The organism is Cellulosimicrobium sp. NPDC057862 (assembly GCF_042797035.1).
Classification (GTDB): domain Bacteria; phylum Actinomycetota; class Actinomycetes; order Actinomycetales; family Cellulomonadaceae; genus Cellulosimicrobium.
This window is the reverse complement of the sequence record NZ_JBHVMH010000030.1, coordinates 1-20645: the sequence shown is the minus strand read 5'-3', so window position 1 is coordinate 20645 and position 20645 is coordinate 1. Positions and strand designations below refer to the sequence as shown.

At 75.6% G+C, this 20645-nt stretch carries 16 protein-coding genes; 14 read left to right on the top strand and 2 right to left on the bottom strand.

Annotation, left to right across the window (positions count from 1 at the left end; all coding sequences use genetic code 11):
• The first annotated feature begins 856 nt into the window (after positions 1-856).
• From ACFVN3_RS20330 to ACFVN3_RS20265, 14 genes are all read left to right on the top strand, one after another.
• Positions 857-1570: a hypothetical protein gene (locus tag ACFVN3_RS20330; protein WP_378234780.1), complete on the top strand. Its 714-nt coding sequence runs from the start codon at positions 857-859 to the stop codon at positions 1568-1570.
• Positions 1567-2589, top strand: coding sequence for an HAD-IIA family hydrolase (locus ACFVN3_RS20325; protein WP_378234779.1), 1023 nt, complete (start codon positions 1567-1569; stop codon positions 2587-2589). The genes ACFVN3_RS20330 and ACFVN3_RS20325 overlap by 4 nt, the downstream gene beginning before the upstream one ends.
• Before the next feature lie 143 nt (positions 2590-2732).
• On the top strand, positions 2733-2972 hold the full coding sequence (locus ACFVN3_RS20320) for a hypothetical protein (RefSeq protein ID WP_378234778.1): 240 nt from the start codon (positions 2733-2735) through the stop codon (positions 2970-2972).
• 2 nt (positions 2973-2974) lie between these two features.
• Complete coding sequence (locus ACFVN3_RS20315) at positions 2975-3952, top strand: TlyA family RNA methyltransferase (protein ID WP_378234777.1); 978 nt, start codon at positions 2975-2977, stop codon at positions 3950-3952.
• Positions 3949-4935 (top strand): NAD kinase, encoded by a 987-nt coding sequence (locus ACFVN3_RS20310; RefSeq protein WP_378234776.1) that lies wholly within the window; start codon positions 3949-3951, stop codon positions 4933-4935. The genes ACFVN3_RS20315 and ACFVN3_RS20310 overlap by 4 nt, the downstream gene beginning before the upstream one ends.
• A gap of 2 nt (positions 4936-4937) precedes the next feature.
• Entirely contained in the window at positions 4938-6686 is a 1749-nt protein-coding gene (gene recN, locus ACFVN3_RS20305) for a DNA repair protein RecN (protein WP_378234775.1), read from the top strand.
• Between the two features lie 6 nt (positions 6687-6692).
• Positions 6693-7880: a putative cytokinetic ring protein SteA gene (gene steA / locus ACFVN3_RS20300; protein WP_141390557.1), complete on the top strand. Its 1188-nt coding sequence runs from the start codon at positions 6693-6695 to the stop codon at positions 7878-7880.
• Positions 7881-7998: 118 nt separating this feature from the next.
• Positions 7999-9081 (top strand): copper transporter, encoded by a 1083-nt coding sequence (locus ACFVN3_RS20295; RefSeq protein ID WP_378234774.1) that lies wholly within the window; start codon positions 7999-8001, stop codon positions 9079-9081.
• Between the two features lies 1 nt (position 9082).
• Positions 9083-9922: a hypothetical protein gene (locus ACFVN3_RS20290; protein WP_378234773.1), complete on the top strand. Its 840-nt coding sequence runs from the start codon at positions 9083-9085 to the stop codon at positions 9920-9922.
• Positions 9919-11562: a murein biosynthesis integral membrane protein MurJ gene (gene murJ, locus ACFVN3_RS20285; RefSeq protein WP_378234772.1), complete on the top strand. Its 1644-nt coding sequence runs from the start codon at positions 9919-9921 to the stop codon at positions 11560-11562. The genes ACFVN3_RS20290 and murJ overlap by 4 nt, the downstream gene beginning before the upstream one ends.
• An 87-nt stretch (positions 11563-11649) precedes the next feature.
• Positions 11650-13335: a CTP synthase gene (locus tag ACFVN3_RS20280; RefSeq protein WP_378234771.1), complete on the top strand. Its 1686-nt coding sequence runs from the start codon at positions 11650-11652 to the stop codon at positions 13333-13335.
• Positions 13336-13992, top strand: a complete 657-nt coding sequence (locus ACFVN3_RS20275) for an NUDIX domain-containing protein (protein WP_378234770.1) — start codon at positions 13336-13338, stop codon at positions 13990-13992.
• Between the two features lie 49 nt (positions 13993-14041).
• The gene (locus tag ACFVN3_RS20270) at positions 14042-14893 is read left to right on the top strand and encodes a formylglycine-generating enzyme family protein (RefSeq protein ID WP_378234769.1); all 852 of its coding nucleotides are present in this window, start codon (positions 14042-14044) and stop codon (positions 14891-14893) included.
• 4 nt (positions 14894-14897) lie between these two features.
• Positions 14898-18326, top strand: coding sequence for a BTAD domain-containing putative transcriptional regulator (locus ACFVN3_RS20265; protein ID WP_378234768.1), 3429 nt, complete (start codon positions 14898-14900; stop codon positions 18324-18326).
• 130 nt (positions 18327-18456) lie between these two features.
• Here the strand turns inward: ACFVN3_RS20265 and ACFVN3_RS20260 are convergent, their stop codons facing one another.
• Entirely contained in the window at positions 18457-19329 is an 873-nt protein-coding gene (locus tag ACFVN3_RS20260) for an ABC transporter permease (RefSeq protein WP_378234767.1), read from the bottom strand.
• A complete protein-coding gene (locus ACFVN3_RS20255; RefSeq protein ID WP_378234766.1) occupies positions 19326-20387 on the bottom strand; it encodes an ATP-binding cassette domain-containing protein in 1062 nt (353 codons plus the stop codon). Before ACFVN3_RS20255 ends, ACFVN3_RS20260 begins: the two co-directional genes overlap by 4 nt.
• Positions 20388-20645 lie beyond the last annotated feature (258 nt).

The window sequence follows — 20645 nt, the reverse complement described above, 5'->3', positions numbered from 1 at the left end:
GTACTGCCCTGGAGACGGGGTGGGAGAGTAGGACGCCGCCGGACAACCCTTCACCGAAGGCCCACCCCACACGGGGTGGGCCTTCGGCATTTCCGGACGTTTGCGCGGGCGGCCCTCATCAGGGCCTGCTGCGCCGACGTCGCGCCGCAGCACTCCCGTCGCTGACGTCCCGTGTGACGTCGGAGCCGACGTGGGAAGATGGCCTGCGCAAACTTCACAACGAGAGGTAACCCTGGTGAACGACACCTCCCACGAGTCCGAGTCGGACCGCCCGTCCTCAGGCGGCGACCGGGGTGGACGCCGCGACCGCGATGGTCGACAGGGCCCTTCCCGCGACGCGCGGGGCGCCGGCCGCAGCCAGTCCGGCGCGGGCTCCGGGGACGGCGACCGTCGTCGGAGCGGCGGTGACGCTGCGCGCCGCGGCTCGGGTGAGGGTCGTGGACGGCAGGACGGGGGGTACCGCGGACGGCCGGAGGGTGGTCGCGGACGTCCCGAGGGTGGCCGCTCCGACCGGGGGCAGGGAGGCCCGGGTCCTGACCGTCGAGGCAGCAGCGACCGGCCGGACCGTGACCGCCGCGAGGGCGATCGTCGGGACGGGGCACGTCGTGACGGACGTGGGACGTCCGGGGCGCGCGGTGCCGGTTACCAGCGGCCGACGCGTCCGGGGGACGGTGAACGTGGTCGGTATGACCGCGACTCCGCCGACCGCCGTCGGGACGGGTCGGGTCCTCGTGACGACCGCCGAGGCGGCGAGCGTCGCGGGCACGCCCCGCGTGCGGGGGCGGGGCGGGAACGGGACGGCTTCGACCGTCGCCCGGAGCCACGCCACCCCGCGGGGCCGGCGATCCCCGACGAGGTGCAGATCTCTCAGCTCGACCGCGCAGCTCGCGGCCGCCTGCGGACGCTGAGCAAGGAGACGGCCGAGGTCGTCGGGCGTCACCTCGTCATGGCCGGGCGTCTCATCGACTCCGACCCGGAGCTCGCGTACGAGCACGCGCAGGCCGCCGTGCGTCGTGCGGGCCGGGTCGACGTCGCGCGCGAGGCTGCCGGTCTCACGGCCTACGCGACCGGTCGGTACGCGGAGGCGCTCCGTGAGCTGCGCACGGTGCGACGCCTCAACGGGTCGTCCGAGCACCTGCCGATCATGGCCGACTGCGAGCGCGGGCTCGGCCGTCCGGAGCGCGCGCTCGCGCTCGCGGCGTCGGAGGAGGCCGCGACCCTGGACGACGTCGGGCGCACGGAGCTCGCGATCGTCGTGAGCGGTGCACGCGTCGACCTCGACGAGCTCGACGCGGCACTCGCGGCGCTCGAGCAGGTCCCCGCGGTCGGGACCCGGGGCGAGCTCGGTGCGCGCGTCCTCCAGGCGCGCGCGTCGGTGCTCGAGCTCGCCGGTCGGACCGCGGAGGCTGCGGAGATCCTCGCAGGCATCGACGCGAGCCTGCTCGCCGCGGCGCTGGGCGAGGAGGACGACGACGTGGTGGTCTACGACCTCACGGACGAGATCGACGAGGCGGACGAGCCCGGCGAGCAGGCGTCCGACGCGACGCCGTCGGACGAGGACGACCGGTGAGCGCCGGCCTCCTCGGGTGCGACGTCGCGCTGGCCGACCGGTACGACCTCGCGCTCGTCGACCTCGACGGGGTGGCATACCGCGGGCACGAGCCGATCGAGCACGCGGCGGAGGGTCTGACCACGGCGCGCTCGCGCGGGCTGCGGCTCGTGTTCGTCACGAACAACGCGTCCCGTGAGCCCGGGTCGGTGGCCGAGCAGCTCACGGGCCTCGACATCCCCACCTCGGCGGACGAGGTCATGACGGCCGCGCAGGCGGCGGCCGCGCTCTTGCGGACCCGCCTCGAGCCGGGCGCGCGCGTCCTCGTGATCGGCGGGGCCGGTCTCGTGACGGCCGTCCACGACGCCGGCTTCATCCTCGTGGAGAGCGCCGACGACGAGCCGGACGCCGTGGCGCAGGGCTTCGCACCGGAGCTCGGGTGGGCACAGCTCGCCGAGGCGGCGTACGCCGTCCAGCGGGGCGCGTGGCACGTCGCGAGCAACCTCGACCTGTCGCTGCCGACCGCGCGGGGTTTCGCTCCGGGCAACGGGTCCCTGGTCGGCGCGGTGCGCGCCGCGACGGGCGTCGAGCCCGACAGCGCGGGCAAGCCGTCGCCGACCATGTACCGGCTCGCGATCGAGCGCGCGGGCGCCGAGGCGCCGCTCGTCGTCGGGGACCGGCTGGACACGGACCTCGCGGGCGCCCGCGCGGGTGGCTATCCCGGTCTGCACGTCCTCACGGGCGTGAGCACGGCGAGGGACACGATCCTCGCGGAGCCGCACCTGCGGCCCCACTACGTAGGCGCCGACCTGCGCAGCCTCCTCGAGCCCCACCCGGTGCCCGTGCGCACGGACGCCGGCTGGTGGTCCTGCGGCGACAGCGCGGCCCGGGTCGACGACGGCGCGCTGCGCCTGGACGTGCGCGGCACCGCGACGGTCGACACGGTCCGGGCGGCGGCGGCCGCGTCCTGGGCGTCGGCCGACGCGGGGCTTCCCGTGGACCCGTCGACGGTCCCCGAGCTGCCCGTCGGGACCCACTGATCCCGCCCGCCGGGCGGCGCGACGCGCCGCGTAGCACCTGGCGACGGACGTGCCCGTGCGTGGGACGCAACCGGTAGCGTGGTCCGGGATGCCCGGTCAGGCCCGGGCGACGTTCGTGGAGCCCGACAGACAGGAGGCAGGACATGACGGACGGTCCGCTGCGTCCGGTTCCCGGCCCGCCTCCTGGCGGACGGCCGGAGCGTTCGGCGAACGGCCGGGACGGCGAGGAGCAGTCCCCGGCCGCCGACCTGCTCGACAACCCGCTCGACGCCGCGCTCGGACGGATCGACGGACTGGAGGGGCTCGCCACCGCCGACCACGTGGGGGTGCTGGAGGCCGTGCACGACGCGCTGGTCGCCGAGCTCGCCCGCACGGAGGACTGAGCGTGGCGGAGCGCACCGGTGCCCGCCTCGACGGCGAGCTCGTCCGGCGCGGGCTCGCGAGGTCGCGCCGGCAGGCCGCCGAGCTCGTGGCCGCGGGCCGGGTGACGCGCGGCGGGTCGGTCGTGACCAAGCCCTCGACCGTCGTCGGGCCGGAGGACCTGCTCGCGGTGGCGCCGGACCCGGAAGACCCCGGCTACGCCTCGCGTGCCGCGTTCAAGCTCGCCGGGGTCCTCGAGGCGCTGGACGCGCTCGACCCTGCCGGCGCGCCGCCCCGGCCCCCCGCCGTCGACGGCGCGCGGTGCCTCGACCTCGGGGCGTCGACCGGGGGCTTCACGGACGTCCTGCTGCGCCGCGGTGCGCGCGAGGTCGTGGCGGTCGACGTCGGGCACGACCAGCTCGTGCCCGCCCTGCGCGCCGACCCGCGGGTCCGGGTGCACGAGGGGCTCAACGTCCGCGACCTGGCGCCCGAGCACGTCGGCGCCGTGCCCGACCTCGTCGTCGGCGACCTGTCGTTCATCTCGCTCGCGATGGTGCTGCCCGCCGTCGCGGGTGTCGTGGGCCCGGGCTCCGACCTGCTCCTGCTCGTCAAGCCGCAGTTCGAGGTCGGCCGGGAGCGCCTCGGGAGCGGCGGCGTCGTGCGCGACCCCGCCCTCCACGTCGAGGTCGTCGCCGCGGTCGGGCGGCACGCAGCGGTCGTCGGACTGCGCCCGCTCGCCGTCGTGCCGAGCCCGCTGCCCGGACCGAGCGGGAACCGCGAGTACTTCTGGTGGCTGCGGGCCGGCGACCCCGGCCGCGCCGACGGCGCCGCGCTCGAGGACTCTGCGCTGGAGGACGCCGCTGCCGAGGCGGTGGCCTGGCAGCCCGCGCCCGACGGCGGCCCGCCGCCCGTCGTGCTCGTCTCCCGGTCCGTGCCGGACGGGCCGAGGCCGACGCGGGACGCCGCCCCGCCCGACCGACCCTTGACTGGAGGAGCACCGTGACGCGACGCGTGCTGATCGTGACCCACGGCGGCCGCCCCGAGGCGGTCGTCGCGCTGCACGAGGCGGTGACCGAGCTCGAGCGCGCCGGGTTCACCGTGACGCTGCACGACGACGACCTCGCGGAGAGGTTCGGCGACCACATGGCGCGCACACGTGCGCGCGAGGGCGTCGCGGAGTCCGAGGTCGTCATGGTCCTCGGCGGCGACGGCACGATCCTGCGTGCCGCCGAGCTCACGCACGGGACCGGGGTGCCGCTGCTCGGCGTCAACCTCGGGCACGTGGGGTTCCTCGCCGAGAGCGAGCGCGAGGACCTGCGCGCGGCCGTGGGGCGGCTCGCGGCGTACGACTACACGGTCGAGGAACGGACGATCGTCGAGGTGCGTGCCTACCTGCCCGGCGAGCCCGAGCCGCTCGTGGGGTGGGCGCTCAACGAGGCGACGGTCGAGAAGGCGCAGCGGGAGCGCATGATCGAGGTCGTGCTCGGGGTCGACGGCCGCCCGCTGTCGTCGTTCGGGTGCGACGGCGTCGTGACGGCGACCGCGACCGGCTCGACGGCGCACGCGTTCTCGGCGGGCGGGCCGGTGATGTGGCCGGACGTCGACGCGGTGCTCGTCGTGCCGCTCGCGGCCCACGCGCTCTTCGCCCGACCGCTCGTCGTGGGCCCGCGCTCGACGATCACGGTCGACGTGCTCGCCGACTCGGCGTCGTCGGGCGTGCTCACGTGCGACGGCCGTCGGCGTATCGACCTGCCCAACGGGTCGCGGGTCGAGGTCCGGCGCTCCGACACACCCCTGCGCCTCGCACGGCTCAGCACGGCCCCGTTCACGGACCGCCTGGTGTCCAAGTTCTCGCTCCCCGTGGTGGGGTGGCGCGAGCGCGCGGCGAGCGTGGCCGCGACGGCGGGCACGACGGCGGAGCGGGCCGCGGCGGCGGAGGCGAGCAGGGCGCCGGGGGACCAGGACGTCACGGACGAGGAGGAGTGAGCGTGCTCGAGGAGATCGCGATCGAGAACCTCGGCGTCATCCGGTCGGCCCGGGTCCCGGTCGGGGCGGGCCTGACCGTGATCACGGGCGAGACGGGCGCGGGCAAGACCATGGTGCTCACCGGTCTCGGTCTGCTCATGGGCGGCAAGGCGGACCCGGCGACGGTGCGCCCGGGTGCGTCGAGCGCGGTCGTGGAGGGGCGCGTGCGCGTCACCGACCGGCCCTCGGTCGCGCAGCGGGTCGACGACGCGGGCGGGCAGGTGGACGACGACGGCACGGTCGTCATCCTGCGCACGGTCGCGGCGGAGGGACGCTCGCGCGCGCACCTCGGCGGCCGCAGCGTCCCTCAGGGCGTGCTCGCGGAGATCGCCGACGACCTCGTGACGGTCCACGGGCAGTCCGACCAGCTCCGGCTGCGGACCGCGAGCCGGCAGCGCGTCGCGCTCGACGCGTTCGCGGGCCCCGCGCACGCGGAGCTGCTGGCGCAGTACCGCGACGCGTGGGCCGAGCGGACGGCGCTCCAGGCGGAGATCGACGACATCGAGACGCGCGCCGGGGAGCGCGCCCGGGAGGCGGAGCTGCTCCGCCTGGGGCTGGCGGAGGTCGAGCGGGTCGCCCCGCAGCCCGGCGAGGACGCCGAGCTGACGGCCCTGGTGGCACGCCTGGGGAACGTCGAGGAGCTGCGGGTCGCGGCCCAGCTCGCGCACGACGCCGTCGCCGGTGACGAGGCGGCGGAGCCGCAGGAGAACGCTGTCGTCTCGGTCGACCGGGCGCGGCGCGCGCTCGAGTCGGTGGCCGGGACGGACCCGGAGCTCGCGCGGCTCGCCGAGCGGCTCGCGGAGGTGGGCTACGTGCTCGCCGACGTCGCGACGGAGATCTCGGGCTACGTCGAGGACCTCGCGGCCGACCCCGCCGGGCTCGAGAGCGCGCACGCGCGCCTCGCCGAGCTCGGGACGCTCACGCGCAGCTACGGCGAGTCGGTCGACGACGTGCTCGCCTGGGCGAGCGACGCCGGGCTGCGGCTCCTCGACCTGGACGACGGCGGCGAGCGGCTCCACGCGTCGATCGTGCGCCGCGACGAGCTCGACGCGGAGCTGGACCGCCTCGGGACGGCGATCACGGCCTCGCGCGAGCGCGCCGCGGCCGAGCTCGCGAGCGCGGTGACCGACGAGCTGCGCGGGCTGGCCATGGGCGGCGCGAGCCTCGTGGTCGACGTCGAGCGGGCCGAGGAGCCCGGCCCCTGGGGCGTCGACGTGGTGACCTTCTCGCTCGTCGCGCACGCAGGTGCGCCGGCTCGGCCTCTCGGCAAGGGCGCGTCGGGCGGCGAGCTCTCCCGCGTCATGCTCGCGATCGAGGTCGCGCTCGCGACCGCGGCGGTCGACGGCACCGGGCAGGTGCTCCCGACGTTCGTCTTCGACGAGGTCGACGCGGGCGTCGGCGGCAAGGCGGCGGTCGAGGTCGGACGTCGGCTCGCGTCGCTCGCCACGCGTGCCCAGGTGGTCGTCGTGACGCACCTGGCACAGGTCGCGGCGTTCGCCGACGTCCAGCTCGTGGTGACGAAGTCGTCGGGAGCCGGATCCGAGGACGGGCCCGACGACGCGGCGGCTGCCGTCACCGTCACAGGTGTGCGCGAGGTCACGGGGGACGAGCGCGTCCGCGAGCTCGCGCGGATGCTCTCCGGCCAGGAGGACTCCGACGCGGCCCGCCGTCACGCGGTGGAGCTTCTGGAGTCGTCGGTCGTGGGACGATAGGGCACGATGAGACTCACTCTGCGCAAAGCCTCCCTGCCGGAGGCCGGGTCCGGCACGCTCGGCCCGGCCAAGGTCGACGCGCGCACCAAGGCGCTCACGAAGCGGCTCCAGCCGGGGGACGTCGCGGTGATCGACCACGTCGACATCGACCGCGTCGCCGCCGACGCCCTCGTCGCTGCCAAGCCGTCCGCCGTCCTCAACGCCGCCAAGTCGGTCTCGGGCCGCTACCCGAACCTGGGTCCCGACGTCCTCGTCGAGGCAGGGATCGTGCTCGTGGACGACCTCGGCCCGGCGATCATGGCCGTCCCCGACGGCCGGGAGCTGCGGCTCGACGGCGGCAAGGTCTACCTGGGCGACGACCTCGTGGCGGAGGGCGTCCTCCAGAGCGAGGAGACGGTCGCCCGCAGCCTCGAGGAGGCGCGCGCCAACCTCTCGGTCGAGATCGAGTCGTTCGCCGAGAACACGATGAACTACCTGCGGCGCGAGCGCGACCTGCTGCTCGACGGCGTCGGCGTCCCGGACATCCGCACGCCGATCGACGGTCGGCAGGTGCTCATCGTGGTGCGCGGCTACCACTACCGCGAGGACCTCGCGACGCTGCGCCCCTACATCACGGAGTACCGGCCGGTCCTCATCGGCGTGGACGGCGGCGCGGACGCGATCCTCGACGCCGGCTGGAAGCCGGACATGATCGTCGGCGACATGGACTCGGTGTCCGACCGCGCGCTGAGCAGCGGCGCCGAGGTCGTGGTGCACGCGTACCGCGACGGCAAGGCGCCGGGGCTGGAGCGCGTCCAGGAGCTCGGCGTCGAGCCGGTCGTGTTCCCGGCGACGGGCACGAGCGAGGACATCGCGATGCTCCTCGCCGACGACAAGGGCGCCGAGGTCATCGTCGCCGTCGGGACGCACGCCACCCTCGTGGAGTTCCTCGACAAGGGCCGCGCGGGGATGGCGAGCACGTTCCTCACCCGGCTGCGCGTCGGCGGCAAGCTCGTCGACGCGAAGGGCGTCTCCCGCCTGTACCGGCACCGGATCTCCAACCTCCAGCTCTGGCTCCTGTCGATCGCGGGGCTCCTCGCCGTCGTCGCGGCGCTGTGGTCGACGGCGGCGGGCCAGACGTTCTTCGGGATCGTGGGCGCCCGGTTCGACGACCTCTGGTCGTGGATCGGGTCGCTCTTCGCGGGCGGCGGCTGACCCCGACCGGGCCGACGCCGCCGTCGGCCCGCGCGCCGGTCGCTCCCGACCGCGCACGACCCGCGCTCCCTGACCTTGCCAGCACGCAGCAGCACGAACCGAAGGACACCACCGCACAGTGATCGACTTCAGGTACCACATCGTCTCGTTGATCTCGGTCTTCCTGGCCCTGGCCGTCGGGATCATCCTCGGCGCCGGTCCGCTCCAGGGCGCCATCGGCGACCAGCTCACCGGACAGGTGGAGCAGCTGCGCACCGAGCGCAACGAGCTCCGCGACCAGCTCGACGAGGCGAACGTGACGCTCGGCAACGACTCGCGGTACATCGAGGCGGCAGGGCCGCAGCTCGTGGCCGGGTCGCTCCAGGACCGTCGTGTCGCCGTCGTCGACCTGGACGGGGCGGACAACGAGCGGGACGACGCGATCGCCGAGCAGCTCGAGACGGCCGGCGCGTCGGTGGTCGGCCACGTCCGGCTGACGGACGCGTGGACGAGCCAGGACGAGGAGAGCGCGCGCCAGACGGTGGCCGAGGGCCTCGGCGAGAAGCTGGGCGAGGTCCCGCAGGACGCGACCCCCGAGCAGCGGCTCGCCCGCGCCCTCGCGCTCGCGCTCACCGGGTCCACTCCCACGAGCTCCGAGGAGCGCAGCCCGGAGGCCATCGAGCTCGAGGCGCTCCTGGAGCGTTTCGCGCTCGTCGACGTGGTGTCCGAGCAGACCCTGCCGGCCGACGTCGTCCTGCTGCTGGGCGGACCCGCCCCCGAGCAGGCCGCCCCGGCGGCTGAGGGGGAGGAGGCGCCCGCGCCCGACACGTACGTCGTCGACATCGAGGTCCAGGTCGCCGTCGCCGCGCAGGAGGTCGCCGAGGCGGCGCTCGTCGCCGGCCCGACGGCGGTGAGCGGCGACGTCGTGTCGACCATCCGGGCGAACGACGACCTCGCCGCGTCGATCTCCACCGTGAGCGGGATCGAGGCGGAGCCGGGCCGGATCAACGTCCCGCTCGCCCTCGCGGCGCGCATCGCGGACCAGGTCGGGCAGTACGGGTTCGAGGAGAGCGCGACGGCGGTCCTCCCTCCGGCCGTCGAGCTCCCGCCGGTGACGCGCACGACGTCGTCCGACGCGGGCGCCCAGGACGCCGCGACGGACGACACGGCGGACGACGGCGCCGCCGACGTCGAGCAGACCGCCGGCGCGGGGGAGAGCTGAGGTGGCGCGCACGCTGCGCACCCTCGCCGCGGCCGGGGTCGCCGCCGTCGTGACCGCGGCGGCCCGGCGCGCGGCCGGGTCGCGCCCGCCGGGCGGCGCGGGTCGTTGGACACGCACCAACCACCGCGGTGAGCCGATCAGCCTGCTGGAGGGTCCGACGGTCGCCGCCGGCCTCGTCGCCGGGACGCTCGCGGCGGGGGGCGACGCCCGGACGCGCGGTGCGGTCGCCCTCGCGACGGCGAGCGCGGGCGCGTTCGGCCTCGTGGACGACCTCGCGGAGGACACGTCGACCCGGACGAAGGGCCTGCGCGGTCATCTCGGCGCGCTCGCCGAGGGTCGTGTGACGACGGGCGCGATGAAGATCCTCGGGATCAGCGGGGTCTCGCTCGTCGCGGCCGCGATCGGGACGCGTCGCACGGGCGGGGCGTTCGGCCACCTCGTGGACGTCGGCGTGAACGGCGCGCTCATGGCCGGCACGGCCAACCTGCTCAACCTCCTGGACCTGCGCCCGGGCCGCGCGCTCAAGGCCGCCGGGGTGGCGTCCGTACCGTTCCTCGGGACGTCCGTGGCCCCGACGACGGGCGCGGTCCTCGGGGCTGCCGTCGCCGCGGCACCCGGCGACCTGGGCGAGCGCGACATGCTCGGCGACTGCGGCGCGAACGCGCTCGGCGCCGCGCTCGGCTCGCAGGTCGCGTTCGCCGCGCCCCGCTCGGTGCGCTGGCTCGCGCTCGCGGGCGTGGTGGGTCTGACCCTGGCGAGCGAGAAGGTGAGCTTCTCGACGGTCATCGAGGGCAACGACGTGCTGCGGCGCGTGGACACGTGGGGCCGGCGCCCGGCGTGAGCGCGCGGGCGGGGCGGCTGCGCGCCGCCACGGGCACCCTGGCGGGCGCCGCCGCGATGATCACGCTCGTGACGATCGCGAGCCGGCTCGTCGGCTTCGCGCGGTCGCTCGTGCAGTCCGCCGCGGTCGGCACCGAGGGCGTCGGGTCGGCGTACACCGCGGCGAACCTCCTGCCGAACGTCCTCTTCGAGGTCGCGGCGGGAGGGGCGCTCGCCGGGTCGGTCGTGCCGCTGCTCGCCGGGCCCATCGCCCGGCGCGCGGGTGCCGACGTCTCGCGCATCGCCTCGGCGCTGCTCGGGTGGACGCTCGTCGCGCTCGTCCCGCTCGGGGGGCTGCTCGCGCTCCTCGCGCAGCCGATCGCCGGACTCCTCATGCGCGAGCATCCTGAGCTCGTCGACGTCACGGCGACCTTCGTGCGCGTGTTCGCCCTCCAGGTGCCGCTCTACGGGCTCGCGGTCGTGCTCGGGAGCGTCCTGCAGGCGCACAAGCGCTTCTTCTGGCAGGCGTTCTCGCCGCTCCTGTCGAGCCTCGCGGTCATCGCGGTCTTCCTCGTGTTCGCAGGGCTCGCCGACGGCAACCAGAACGACGTCGCCGCGCTCTCGGGCGAGGCCATCGCCTGGCTCGGCTGGGGCACGACGGCGGGCGTGGCGGTCCTCGCGCTGCCGCTCGTCCTCCCGGTGCACCGGCTGGGCGTCCGGCTGCGGCCCACCCTGCGCTTCCCCGGCGGCGAAGGAGCGCGCGCCCGCAACCTCGCGTTCGCGGGGATCGGGGCGCTCGTCGCGCAGCAGCTCTCGGTCCTCGCGATCCTGGGGGCGTCCTACCGGTTCGGGCCCGAGCAGACCTTCCCGACGTACTGGTACGCGCAGCAGGTGTACCTGTTGCCCTACGCGGTGCTGGCGTTCCCGCTCGCAACGAGTGCCTTCCCGCGCCTCGCCGAGCACGTCGCGCACGCGCGCCACGACGCGTACCGGCGCCTCCTCGCGACCACGACGCGCACGCTGGTCGTCGTGGCCGGCCTGGGCGCCGCGGCCCTGATCGCGGCGTCCGCGGCCGTCGAGGCGGTGTTCGCCCAGATCGCCACGGGCTCGGTCGCGGGCCTCGGGGGCGCGGTCGCCGGCATGGCCGTCGGCATCGTCGGCTTCTCGCTGATCCTGCACCTCTCGCGTGCGCTGTACACGATCGACCACCAGCGCGTCGCGGTGGTCGCGACCGCCGCGGGGTGGCTTGTGGTGGCCGCGACCGCCTACGTCCTGCCGGCCGTCACCGGCGTCCGCGACCAGGCAGGGGTGCTGCTCCAGCTCGGGCTCGCGACCACGGTCGGGATGTCGGTCGCGGGAGCCGGGCTCCTCGTCGCGACGCGACGGTACGCCGGTCCGGAGGCGACGCACGGCGTGCCGCGGACCCTCGTCGTCGTCGCGGTGGGCGTCGCCCTCGGCGCCCTGGCCGGCTCGGCGGTCTCCGGCGCGCTCCTGCCCGACGGCGCGGGCTGGCTGCCCGCGATCGGGGTCGGGGTGCTCGCCGCGGTCGTGGCGGGGGTGGTCGTCGTCGGGGTGTCGCTCGTGGGGGACCGCGCGGCCCTGCTCGGCCTCCTGCGTCGTGGGCTGACGGGCGGCGCACCCGACGACGACCCGACCCCGTAACCGTCCGGCGGCGCCCGCCCGGGACGTGGCGCGTCGCACTGCCCCGTCCGCATGCCGTCGTCGGGCACGCTGTTAGGATGGAGTTCCGTGGCAGACCTCCTGAACCGGCCCTCCTCCCGCCTCAACACCTCGGGCGCTCGCTCCGAGCACCGCACCGCGCACGTCTTCGTCACCGGCGGCGTCGCCTCCTCGCTCGGCAAGGGCCTCACGGCATCCAGCCTCGGTCGTCTGCTCCGCTCGCGCGGCCTGCGCGTCACCATGCAGAAGCTCGACCCGTACCTCAACGTGGATCCCGGGACGATGAACCCGTTCCAGCACGGCGAGGTGTTCGTCACCGAGGACGGCGCCGAGACGGACCTCGACATCGGCCACTACGAGCGCTTCCTCGACGTCGACCTCGAGGCCACCGCGAACGTCACGACCGGGCAGGTCTACTCCCAGGTCATCGCGCGCGAGCGGCGCGGCGAGTACCTCGGCGACACGGTCCAGGTCATCCCGCACATCACCGACGAGATCAAGGCGCGCATGCGCGCCCAGGCCGGTGAGGACGTCGACGTCATCATCACCGAGATCGGCGGCACCGTCGGCGACATCGAGTCGCAGCCGTTCCTCGAGGCCGCGCGCCAGGTCCGCCACGAGCTGGGCCGCGACGACGTGTTCTTCCTCCACGTCTCGCTCGTGCCGTACATCGGCCCGTCGGGCGAGCTCAAGACGAAGCCGACGCAGCACTCGGTCGCCGCGCTGCGCTCGATCGGTATCCAGCCCGACGCGATCGTGCTCCGCGCGGACCGCGTGGTCCCCGAGCCGGTCAAGCGCAAGATCGCGCTCATGTGCGACGTCGACAACGAGGCCGTCGTCAACGCGGTCGACGCGCCGAGCATCTACGACATCCCGCGCGTGCTGCACTCCGAGGGGCTCGACGCGTACGTCGTGCGCCGCCTCGGCCTGCCGTTCCACGACGTCGACTGGGACGGCTGGAGCCAGCTCCTCGAGCGCGTGCACCAGCCCGCCCACCGCGTCGAGGTCGCGCTCGTCGGCAAGTACATCGACCTCCCGGACGCGTACCTCTCCGTCACCGAGGCGCTGCGTGCCGGCGGGTTCGCGAACGACGCGAAGGTCACCATCCGCTGGGTCGCCTCCGACGAGTGCCAGACCCCCGCCGGTGCGGACGACGCCCTGCACGGCGTGGACGCCGTCCTCGTGCCCGGCGGGTTCGGCGTGCGCGGCATCGAGGGCAAGCTCGGCGCGCTGCGCTGGGCGCGCGAGAACAAGGTCCCGACGCTCGGGATCTGCCTCGGCCTCCAGTCGATGGTCATCGAGTACGCGCGCAACGTGCTCGGCATCGACGACGCCTCCTCGACGGAGTTCGACCCGGGCACCTCCCACCCCGTCATCGCGACGATGGAGGAGCAGCTCGCGATCGTCGGCGGCGACGGCGACCTGGGCGGCACGATGCGCCTCGGGTCGTACGAGGCCGCGCTCACGCCCGGCTCGGTCGTCGCCAAGGCCTACGGCTCGGAGCGCGTCTCGGAGCGCCACCGCCACCGTTACGAGGTGAACAACACCTACCGCAAGCAGCTCGAGGAGGCGGGGCTCGTGATCAGCGGGACGTCGCCCGACTCGTCGCTCGTCGAGTTCGTCGAGCTCCCCGCGGACGTGCACCCGTACTACGTGAGCACGCAGGCGCACCCGGAGTTCAAGTCGCGCCCGACGCGCTCGCACCCGCTCTTCACGGGCCTCATCGGCGCCGCGCTCGAGAACCAGGCGGACTGAGTGGGCACCGAGGCGAGCGCTCCGTCGCCTGCGGAGCGCCCCACGGTCGACGCGCTCGCGCCGCGCCCGGTCGCGGAGACGTCGGTCGTGCACCACGGTCGCGTCTTCGACCTCCGCTCCGACGTCGTCGAGCTCGACGACGGGCAGGTCACGCGGGAGTACCTCGACCACCCGGGCGCCGTGGCGATCGTCGCGCTGGACGACGAGGAGCGCGTGCTCCTGCTGCGCCAGTACCGCCACCCCGTCCGGCGCGAGCTGTGGGAGGTGCCGGCGGGCCTGCTCGACGTCGTCGGGGAGGACGGGCGGCTCGCCGCGGCGCGCGAGCTCGCCGAGGAGTCCGACCTCCAGGCCGCGCGCTGGGACGTCCTCGTCGACTACTTCACGACGCCCGGCGGCTCGAACGAGGCGCTGCGCGTCTTCCTCGCGCGGGACCTGTCGCCCGTCCCCGACGACGAGCGGTTCGAGCGCGAGGCCGAGGAGCGCGACATGGAGCTGCGCTGGGTGCCGCTCGACGAGGCGCTGCGCGGCGTCCTCGCGGGCGAGCTGCACAACCCGTCGGCCGTCGTCGGGATCCTCGCCGCCGCCGCGTCCCGCGCGGACGGCTGGGCGTCGCTGCGTCCGGCCGACGCGCCGTGGCCGGAGCGCCGCGGCGGCTGACGGTCCCGGGCCGACGGCCGGTGCACCGGTTCGGGTAGCGTCGTGGGGCGTGGGCTTCCCTCTTCCCGAGCTCGTCCCCGTCCCGGCCGGCCGGCTCGAGGTCGTCGACGCGCGCACCCGAGAGTCACGCTCCGTCGTGCTGGAGCCGTTCCACGTCGCTCGCACCCCGGTGACCGTCGGGCACCACCGTGCTGTCCTCGACGCCGACCCCCTCCGCCCGCGTCCTGGGGGCGATCCGTCGGCCGTCGACGACGACGTCCCCGTGCACGGGGTGACGTGGTTCGAGGCGGTGCGCTGGTGCAACGCGGCGTCCCGGGTGGCGGGCCTGGACCCTGCGTACCGGGTCGAGGGGCGGGACGTGCGCTGGGACGTACGGTCCGCGGGGTACCGGCTCCCGACCGAGGCCGAGTGGGAGCACGCCTGCCGCGCCGGGACGAGCGGCCCACGCTACGGGCCGGTCGGCGACGTCGCCTGGACCGCGGACGACGACGTCGACGGTCCACGCCCCGTCGCCACGCGGCTCCCGAACGCGTTCGGTGTCCACGACATGCTCGGCAACGTCTGGGAGTGGTGCTGGGACTACGCCGACACCGCGCGCTATGGCGAGTACCGGAGCCTGCGGGGCGGTGGCTGGGCGGACCGGCCCTGGAGCGTGCGCGCGGGCGTGCGCCGTGGCAGCGCGCCCGACGCACGGATCGAGGACGTCGGGCTCCGGGTCGCGCGGGGTGCCGTGGGCGAGCCGGGTGTCCCCGCTGCCCAGGGCTGGTCGGACGCGGCGGACCGGGCCCGGGCGCGGGTGCCGGGCCTCCTGCCCCTCGGGTGGACGCCGTTGACGTTCCCTTCCGCTGCCCTGGCGCCAACACGTCCCGCGACGCCGCCGGTGCCGGGGACTAAGGTCTGACGACGTGCCCGCACCCGACGCCCCGACCCCACCGGGGGACGCGCTCGTCCGCGTCCTCGGTCCGGTGCGCGTGCCCGGGCCCGACGGCGTGCTCGTCGCCCCGCGCGGGTCGCGGGCGGCCGCGTTCGTCGCAGCGCTCGCGCTCGCAGGCGGCCGGACCCTGGCCGTGGCGACGCTGGTCGAGGACCTGTGGGGGCTCGACGCGCCGCAGGACCCGCGCGCCGCGCTCCAGAACCTCGTCTCGCGGCTCCGGCGGGACGCCGCGTCGGGGACCGTCCTCTCGCGCGCGGGCGGCTACGCCCTCGGTGTGCGGAGCGACCTCGACCGCGCGCGCCGTGCGCTCGCCGACGCCCGGTCGGTCGCGCACGGCGGGTCCGCCGCGGGCGGCCAGGCCGGCGAGGGCGCCGGGGGGAGCGTGGCCGACCTGCGGGGCGCGCTCGCGCTGTGGCACGACGAGGAGCCGGGCGCCGACGTGCCCGGACCCGTCGGGCAGGCGCTGCACGTGGAGGCGGCGCGGCTGCACGACGGGCTCACGGTCGCGTTGCGGTCCGCCGCGGCCGCTGCCGGGGACCAGGAGACCGTCGTCGCGCTCGCGACCGCGGTGCTCCAGCGCGACGAGACCGACGAGGACGCCGCGCGCGACCTCATGACGGCGCTCGCGGCGTCGGGCCGGGCGCGCGAGGCGCTCGCCGCGTACGCGCGTGTCCGCCACGCGCTCGTCCGAGAGCTCGGCACGGACCCGGCCCCGGACCTCCAGCGGCTCGCCGCCGACCTGCTCGACCGCCCGCCCGGTGCGGGCGACCCACCACGCGCGTCTGCACCGGCCGACGACCCGGGCGCGCTGGCCGCGGCCTCGGGCGCCGCTGCGGGTTCGGCCACCGGCGTCATCGGTGCGCGCGCGACCCAGGTCCGTGGCGTGCGCGTGGCGCCCGACGCGCTCGTCGGGCGGGGCGACGACGTCGAGCGCGTGCGAGACGCGCTCGCCCGGTCCCGGCTCGTCACGGTCCTCGGCCCGGGCGGGCTCGGCAAGACGCGCCTCGCGCAGGAGGTCGCGCGGCGTGCGGCCGCGACCGGGACGGCCGACCTCGTGGTCGTCGTCGAGCTCGCGGGCGTGCGGGCGGACGAGGACGTCGTCGTGGCCCTCGCGGACGGGCTGGGGATCTCCCCGCCCGGACGTACCGGCCGGCTCGCCGACCGCCTCGTGGCGCCGGAGCTGCGCGAGCAGGTGCTCGACCGCGTGCGGGGGCGCGACGCCCTGCTCGTCCTGGACAACTGCGAGCACGTCCTGGACGGCGCGGCGCGCTGGGCCGCCGACCTGCTCGGCGCCGCTCCGCACCTGACCGTCCTCACGACGAGCCGGTCGCCCCTGCGTCTCGCGGCCGAGCACGTGTACCCCCTCGACGCGCTGAGGGCGGACGGCGGGACCGGACCCGCCGTCCGCCTCTTCGTCGAGCGTGCCCGCGCCGTCCGGCCCGGCGCGAGCCTGCCGCCGGACGTCGTCGCCCGGCTGTGCGAGCGCCTCGACGGTCTCCCGCTCGCGATCGAGCTCGCCGCGGCCCGCGTGCGCACGATGAGCGTCGAGGACGTCGAGCGGCACCTCGACGAACGCTTCGCGCTCCTGCGCTCCGGCGACCGGCTCGCCCCCGACCGGCACCGCACGCTCGAGGCCGTGATCGAGTGGAGCTGGAACCTGCTGGCGGAGCCCGAGCAGGACCTGCTGTGCCGTGCGGCCGTGTTCCCGGACGGCTTCTCGGCCGAGGCAGCGCAGGCCGTGGCGGGCGACGCGCCTCCGGGAGGGCTGCTCGGCACTCCCGCGTGGGGGACCCTCGACGCGCTCGACGGGCTCGTCGCCCAGTCGCTCCTGCGGGTCACCGAGGAGGACGGGGTCGTGCGCTACCGGATGCTCGAGACCGTGCGGGAGTTCGGCGCGCTGCGGCTGCAGGACGCGGGCACGACCGCGGTGGCGCGCGAGGCGGTGCAGCGGTGGGCCGCCGCGCTCGCGGAACGCTGCGCGGACGCGCTCGTCGGAGGCGACCAGGCCGCCGCCGCGACCGACCTGCGGCGCGAGCAGGAGAACCTCCTCTTCGCGCTGCGCGAGGCGGTCCAGGACGAGCGGCCCGACGTCGTCGTGCGGGTGTTCGCCGCGCTCATGGGCTCCTGGCTCCTGCTCGGCATCGAGGACCAGGCCGCCGGACTCGTGGAGGTCGTGCTCGACTCGGTGGTCGGCTGGGAGGTCCCGCCCGAGGACGTCCAGCCCGCTGCCCTCGCGCTCGCCGCGGTCGCCGGGGCCGGGGCGTTCGCGCGCCCCGAGCTCACCGCCCGCGCGCTGGGTCGGCTGCGCCGGCTCCTGCGTCGGCCCGACGTCGGACCGCGCACCCGGGCGTTCGCCCGGCTCCTCACGGTGCGCAGCACCGAGGAGATGGAGTCCACGCTCGCGAGCCTGCGGGCCGACGACGACGCGTTCGTCGCGATGCTGGCCGAGTTCACGACGGCCCAGATGGCGGAGAACGAGGGACGCCTCGCCGAGGCCCGCTCGTGGGGCGCGCTCGCGCACGAGCGGGCGGTCGCCCGGGGCGACGTCGCGGCGCGCGCGACGACGGCGATGTTCCTCGCCTCGTGCGCGAGCGAGGCGGGCGACGCCGCGGACGTCGGGCGCTGGGCCGAGGCCGCGCGCGACCACCTGCGGGCGCTCGGCGCGACGGCGACGCTGCAGCAGCTCGACTGGGTGGAGATGTCGGCCGCGGTGACGCTCGGCGAGACGGAGCGTGCCGAGCGCATGCTCGCGGCGTTCGACGGCACGGTGGGCGTCGCAGGCTTCGGCGGCGCCGACGTCCCGCCCGACGTGCGCTCCGTCGTCGCGATGGGCCGCGCGGAGGTCGCGGCGATGCACGGCGACGACGACGCGGCTCTCGCGCTCTACGGCGAGGCCGCCGCCTCGTTCGACGACGAGGCGCGCTGGTCGCCCTGGTACGTGCTCCTCGTCTCGTCGTGGCTCGTGCGCCTCGCGGCCGCGGGATCGGCGCTGGCCCCGGCCGTCGCCGAGGAGCTGCGGTCGCTCGTCCTCGGGATGCACCGGGCGCGCCCGCACTTCGTGGACTACCCGGTCGTCGGGACGTCGTTCCTCGCGCTCGGGGTCGGGTCCGTGCTGGGTGGTGGCGGGTCCCGCGCCGAAGGCTCGGCCGACGTCGCCGAGCGCGGCGCCCTGCTCGTCGCGCTCGCGGAACGGATGGGCTCACGGCAGGACCAGCCCTCGCTGCGCCACGAGAACGCCTGGGTGCAGGTGTCCGACGTCGTCGGCGCGGTGGTCGCGGAGCGTGCCCGGGCCGAGGCTCGCGACCTGGACCGGGGCGACCTCGCGCGCCGGGGATTCGAGCTCCTCGCCGAGGCCGAGGCCGAGGCCGGGGCCGGCAGGGACGGCTCCCACGACGCCTGACGGACGGCGACGGGGCCGGCACCCGGAGAGGTGCCGACCCCGTGCGGAGGAAGTCTCGTCTTTCGCCGTGCGGCTCGGAGGCGGCTCGGAGGCGGCTCGGAGGCGCTGGGAGCCATGGCCGGTCGTGCGGTCAGGCCTTGCGCATGTACGCGCGCACGGTGAGCGGCGCGAAGACCGCGACGATGACCGCCGCACCGACGAGAGAGATCGCGGCGTCGGAGCCGAGCGTCCCGGTGTTCGCCAGCTCGCGGACCGCGGTGACGAGGTGCGACACCGGGTTGACGTTGACGAAGCCCTGCAGCCAGCCCGGCATCGTGTCCGGCTGGACGAACGCGTTGGACAGGAACGTCAGCGGGAAGAGCACGATCATCGAGATGCCCTGCACGCTCGACGCGGTCCGGGCGACCACGCCGAAGAACGCGAAGATCCAGCTCACGGCCCACGAGCACACGATGACGAGCAGTCCCGCGAGCGCGACGGCTCCGAGCCCGCCGTCGGGCCGGTAGCCCATGAGGTAGCCCATCGCGAACGTGAGCGTGGTCGCGATGAGGTAGCGGACCGTGTCCGCGAGGAGCGCGCCCGACAGCGGGGCGATGCGCGCGATGGGCAGCGACCGGAAGCGGTCGAACACGCCCTTGTCCATGTCCTCGCGCAGCTGCGTGCCCGTGACGACCGACGTCGTGATGACGGTCTGCACGAGGATGCCCGGGATGATGATCGGCAGGTAGCTCGTGACGTCGCCCGCGATCGCCCCGCCGAAGATGTACGTGAACATCAGCGTGAAGAGGATGGGCTGGAGCGTCACGTCGAACAGCTGCTCGGGCGTGCGCTTGATCTTCAGCAGCCCGCGGTACGCCATGGTCAGCGTGTGGTCGGCCGTCGCGCGCAGCGACGTGCGGTCGGACAGCGCGCGGTCGGCACCGGCCTGGATGCGGGGCCGGGCCGCGAGAGTCGCGTCGGGCCGGCCAGGGGGCGTGGTCGTGGTGGTCGTAGCCGTGCTCATCGCAGTGCCGCCTCTCGCGTCGCGGCCGCGCGGTCGTCGCGCGCGCCGGGGGTGTCGTCGGTAGGCCCCGGGTCGGTGTCGTCCTGCGCCGCGCCGCCACCGGCAGCGGCGTCGGACGACTCGGCGCCGTGGCCCGTCAGCGTGAGGAAGACCTCGTCGAGGCTCGGCTTGTCCATGCTCAGCGAGCCGACCTCGATCCGGGCCTCGCGCAGGCGCACGAGGAGGTCCGTCACGACGTCCGGCCCGGGGACCGGGACGGTGAGCCGGCGCGCCTCGGGGGAGACCGTCGCGGCGAGACCCAGCGAGCGCTCGACGATCTCGAGCGCGGGCGCCACGTCGGCGGCGTGGACCAGGGCGAGCTGCAGCGACTGGTCGCCGACGGCGTCCTTGAGGTCGTCCGCCGTACCCTCGGCCACCACGCGCCCGCGGTCGATGACCGCGATCCGGTCCGCGAGCTGGTCCGCCTCGTCCAGGTACTGCGTCGTGAGCAGCACGGTCGACCCGCTCGCGACGAGGTCGCGGATCGTCGACCACATCTGGGCGCGCGTGCGCGGGTCCAGACCGGTCGTCGGCTCGTCGAGGAAGATGAGCGGCGGCTGTGCGATGAGGCTCGCCGCGAGGTCCAGGCGGCGGCGCATGCCGCCCGAGAAGTTCTTCAGCGGGCGGGACGCCGCGTCCGTGAGGCCGAACGCCTCCAGCAGCTCGACGGCCTTGCGCCGGGCATGCGTGCGCGAGAGCCCGAGCAGCCGCGCGAAGATCACGAGGTTCTCCGTCGCGCTGAGCGTCTCGTCGACCGAGGCGTACTGCCCCGTCACGCCGATGAGCTGACGCACCTTGTGCGGGTGCGCGACGACGTCGTGCCCGAACACGCGGGCCTCGCCCGCGTCCGGGCGCAGGAGGGTCGCGAGCATGCTGATGGTCGTGGTCTTCCCGGCACCGTTGGGCCCGAGGACCCCGTAGACGGTGCCGGTGCGCACGGTGAGGTCCACGCCGTCGACGGCGCGGTTCTCGCCGAAGACCTTCACGAGGCCGTGTGCCTCGATCGCGGGGGTGGTCATGTGTCCTCCTGGTCGGTGGGTTCACCACCCAGGCTGGACGCGCGCCCTCGCAGCGCGCTGTCAGCGGAGCAGCACCCGCTGTCACGCCGCTGTCACGCCGAACGAGAACCCTGGAAGGCCGAGGTAGAACCGTGGTTCGCCGAGAGAGAGCCGTGGTTCTTGTGCCCGACGGCGTGTGGTCGCCGTGGGTGGTCGGGGTGGGTGGTGGGGGGGGGGGGTCACAACCCACCCCCCGACGCGCCGCGGCCCCCCCCCCCC

Bases quoted from the DNA above. Each gene is read 5' to 3' on its own strand.
- ACFVN3_RS20320 (WP_378234778.1), top strand. From the start codon at position 2,733: ATGACGGACGGTCCGCTGCGTCCGGTTCCCGGCCCGCCTCCTGGCGGA.
- steA (WP_141390557.1), top strand. From the start codon at position 6,693: ATGAGACTCACTCTGCGCAAAGCCTCCCTGCCGGAGGCCGGGTCCGGC.
- ACFVN3_RS20260 (WP_378234767.1), bottom strand. From the start codon at position 19,329: ATGAGCACGGCTACGACCACCACGACCACGCCCCCTGGCCGGCCCGAC.
- ACFVN3_RS20255 (WP_378234766.1), bottom strand. From the start codon at position 20,387: ATGACCACCCCCGCGATCGAGGCACACGGCCTCGTGAAGGTCTTCGGC.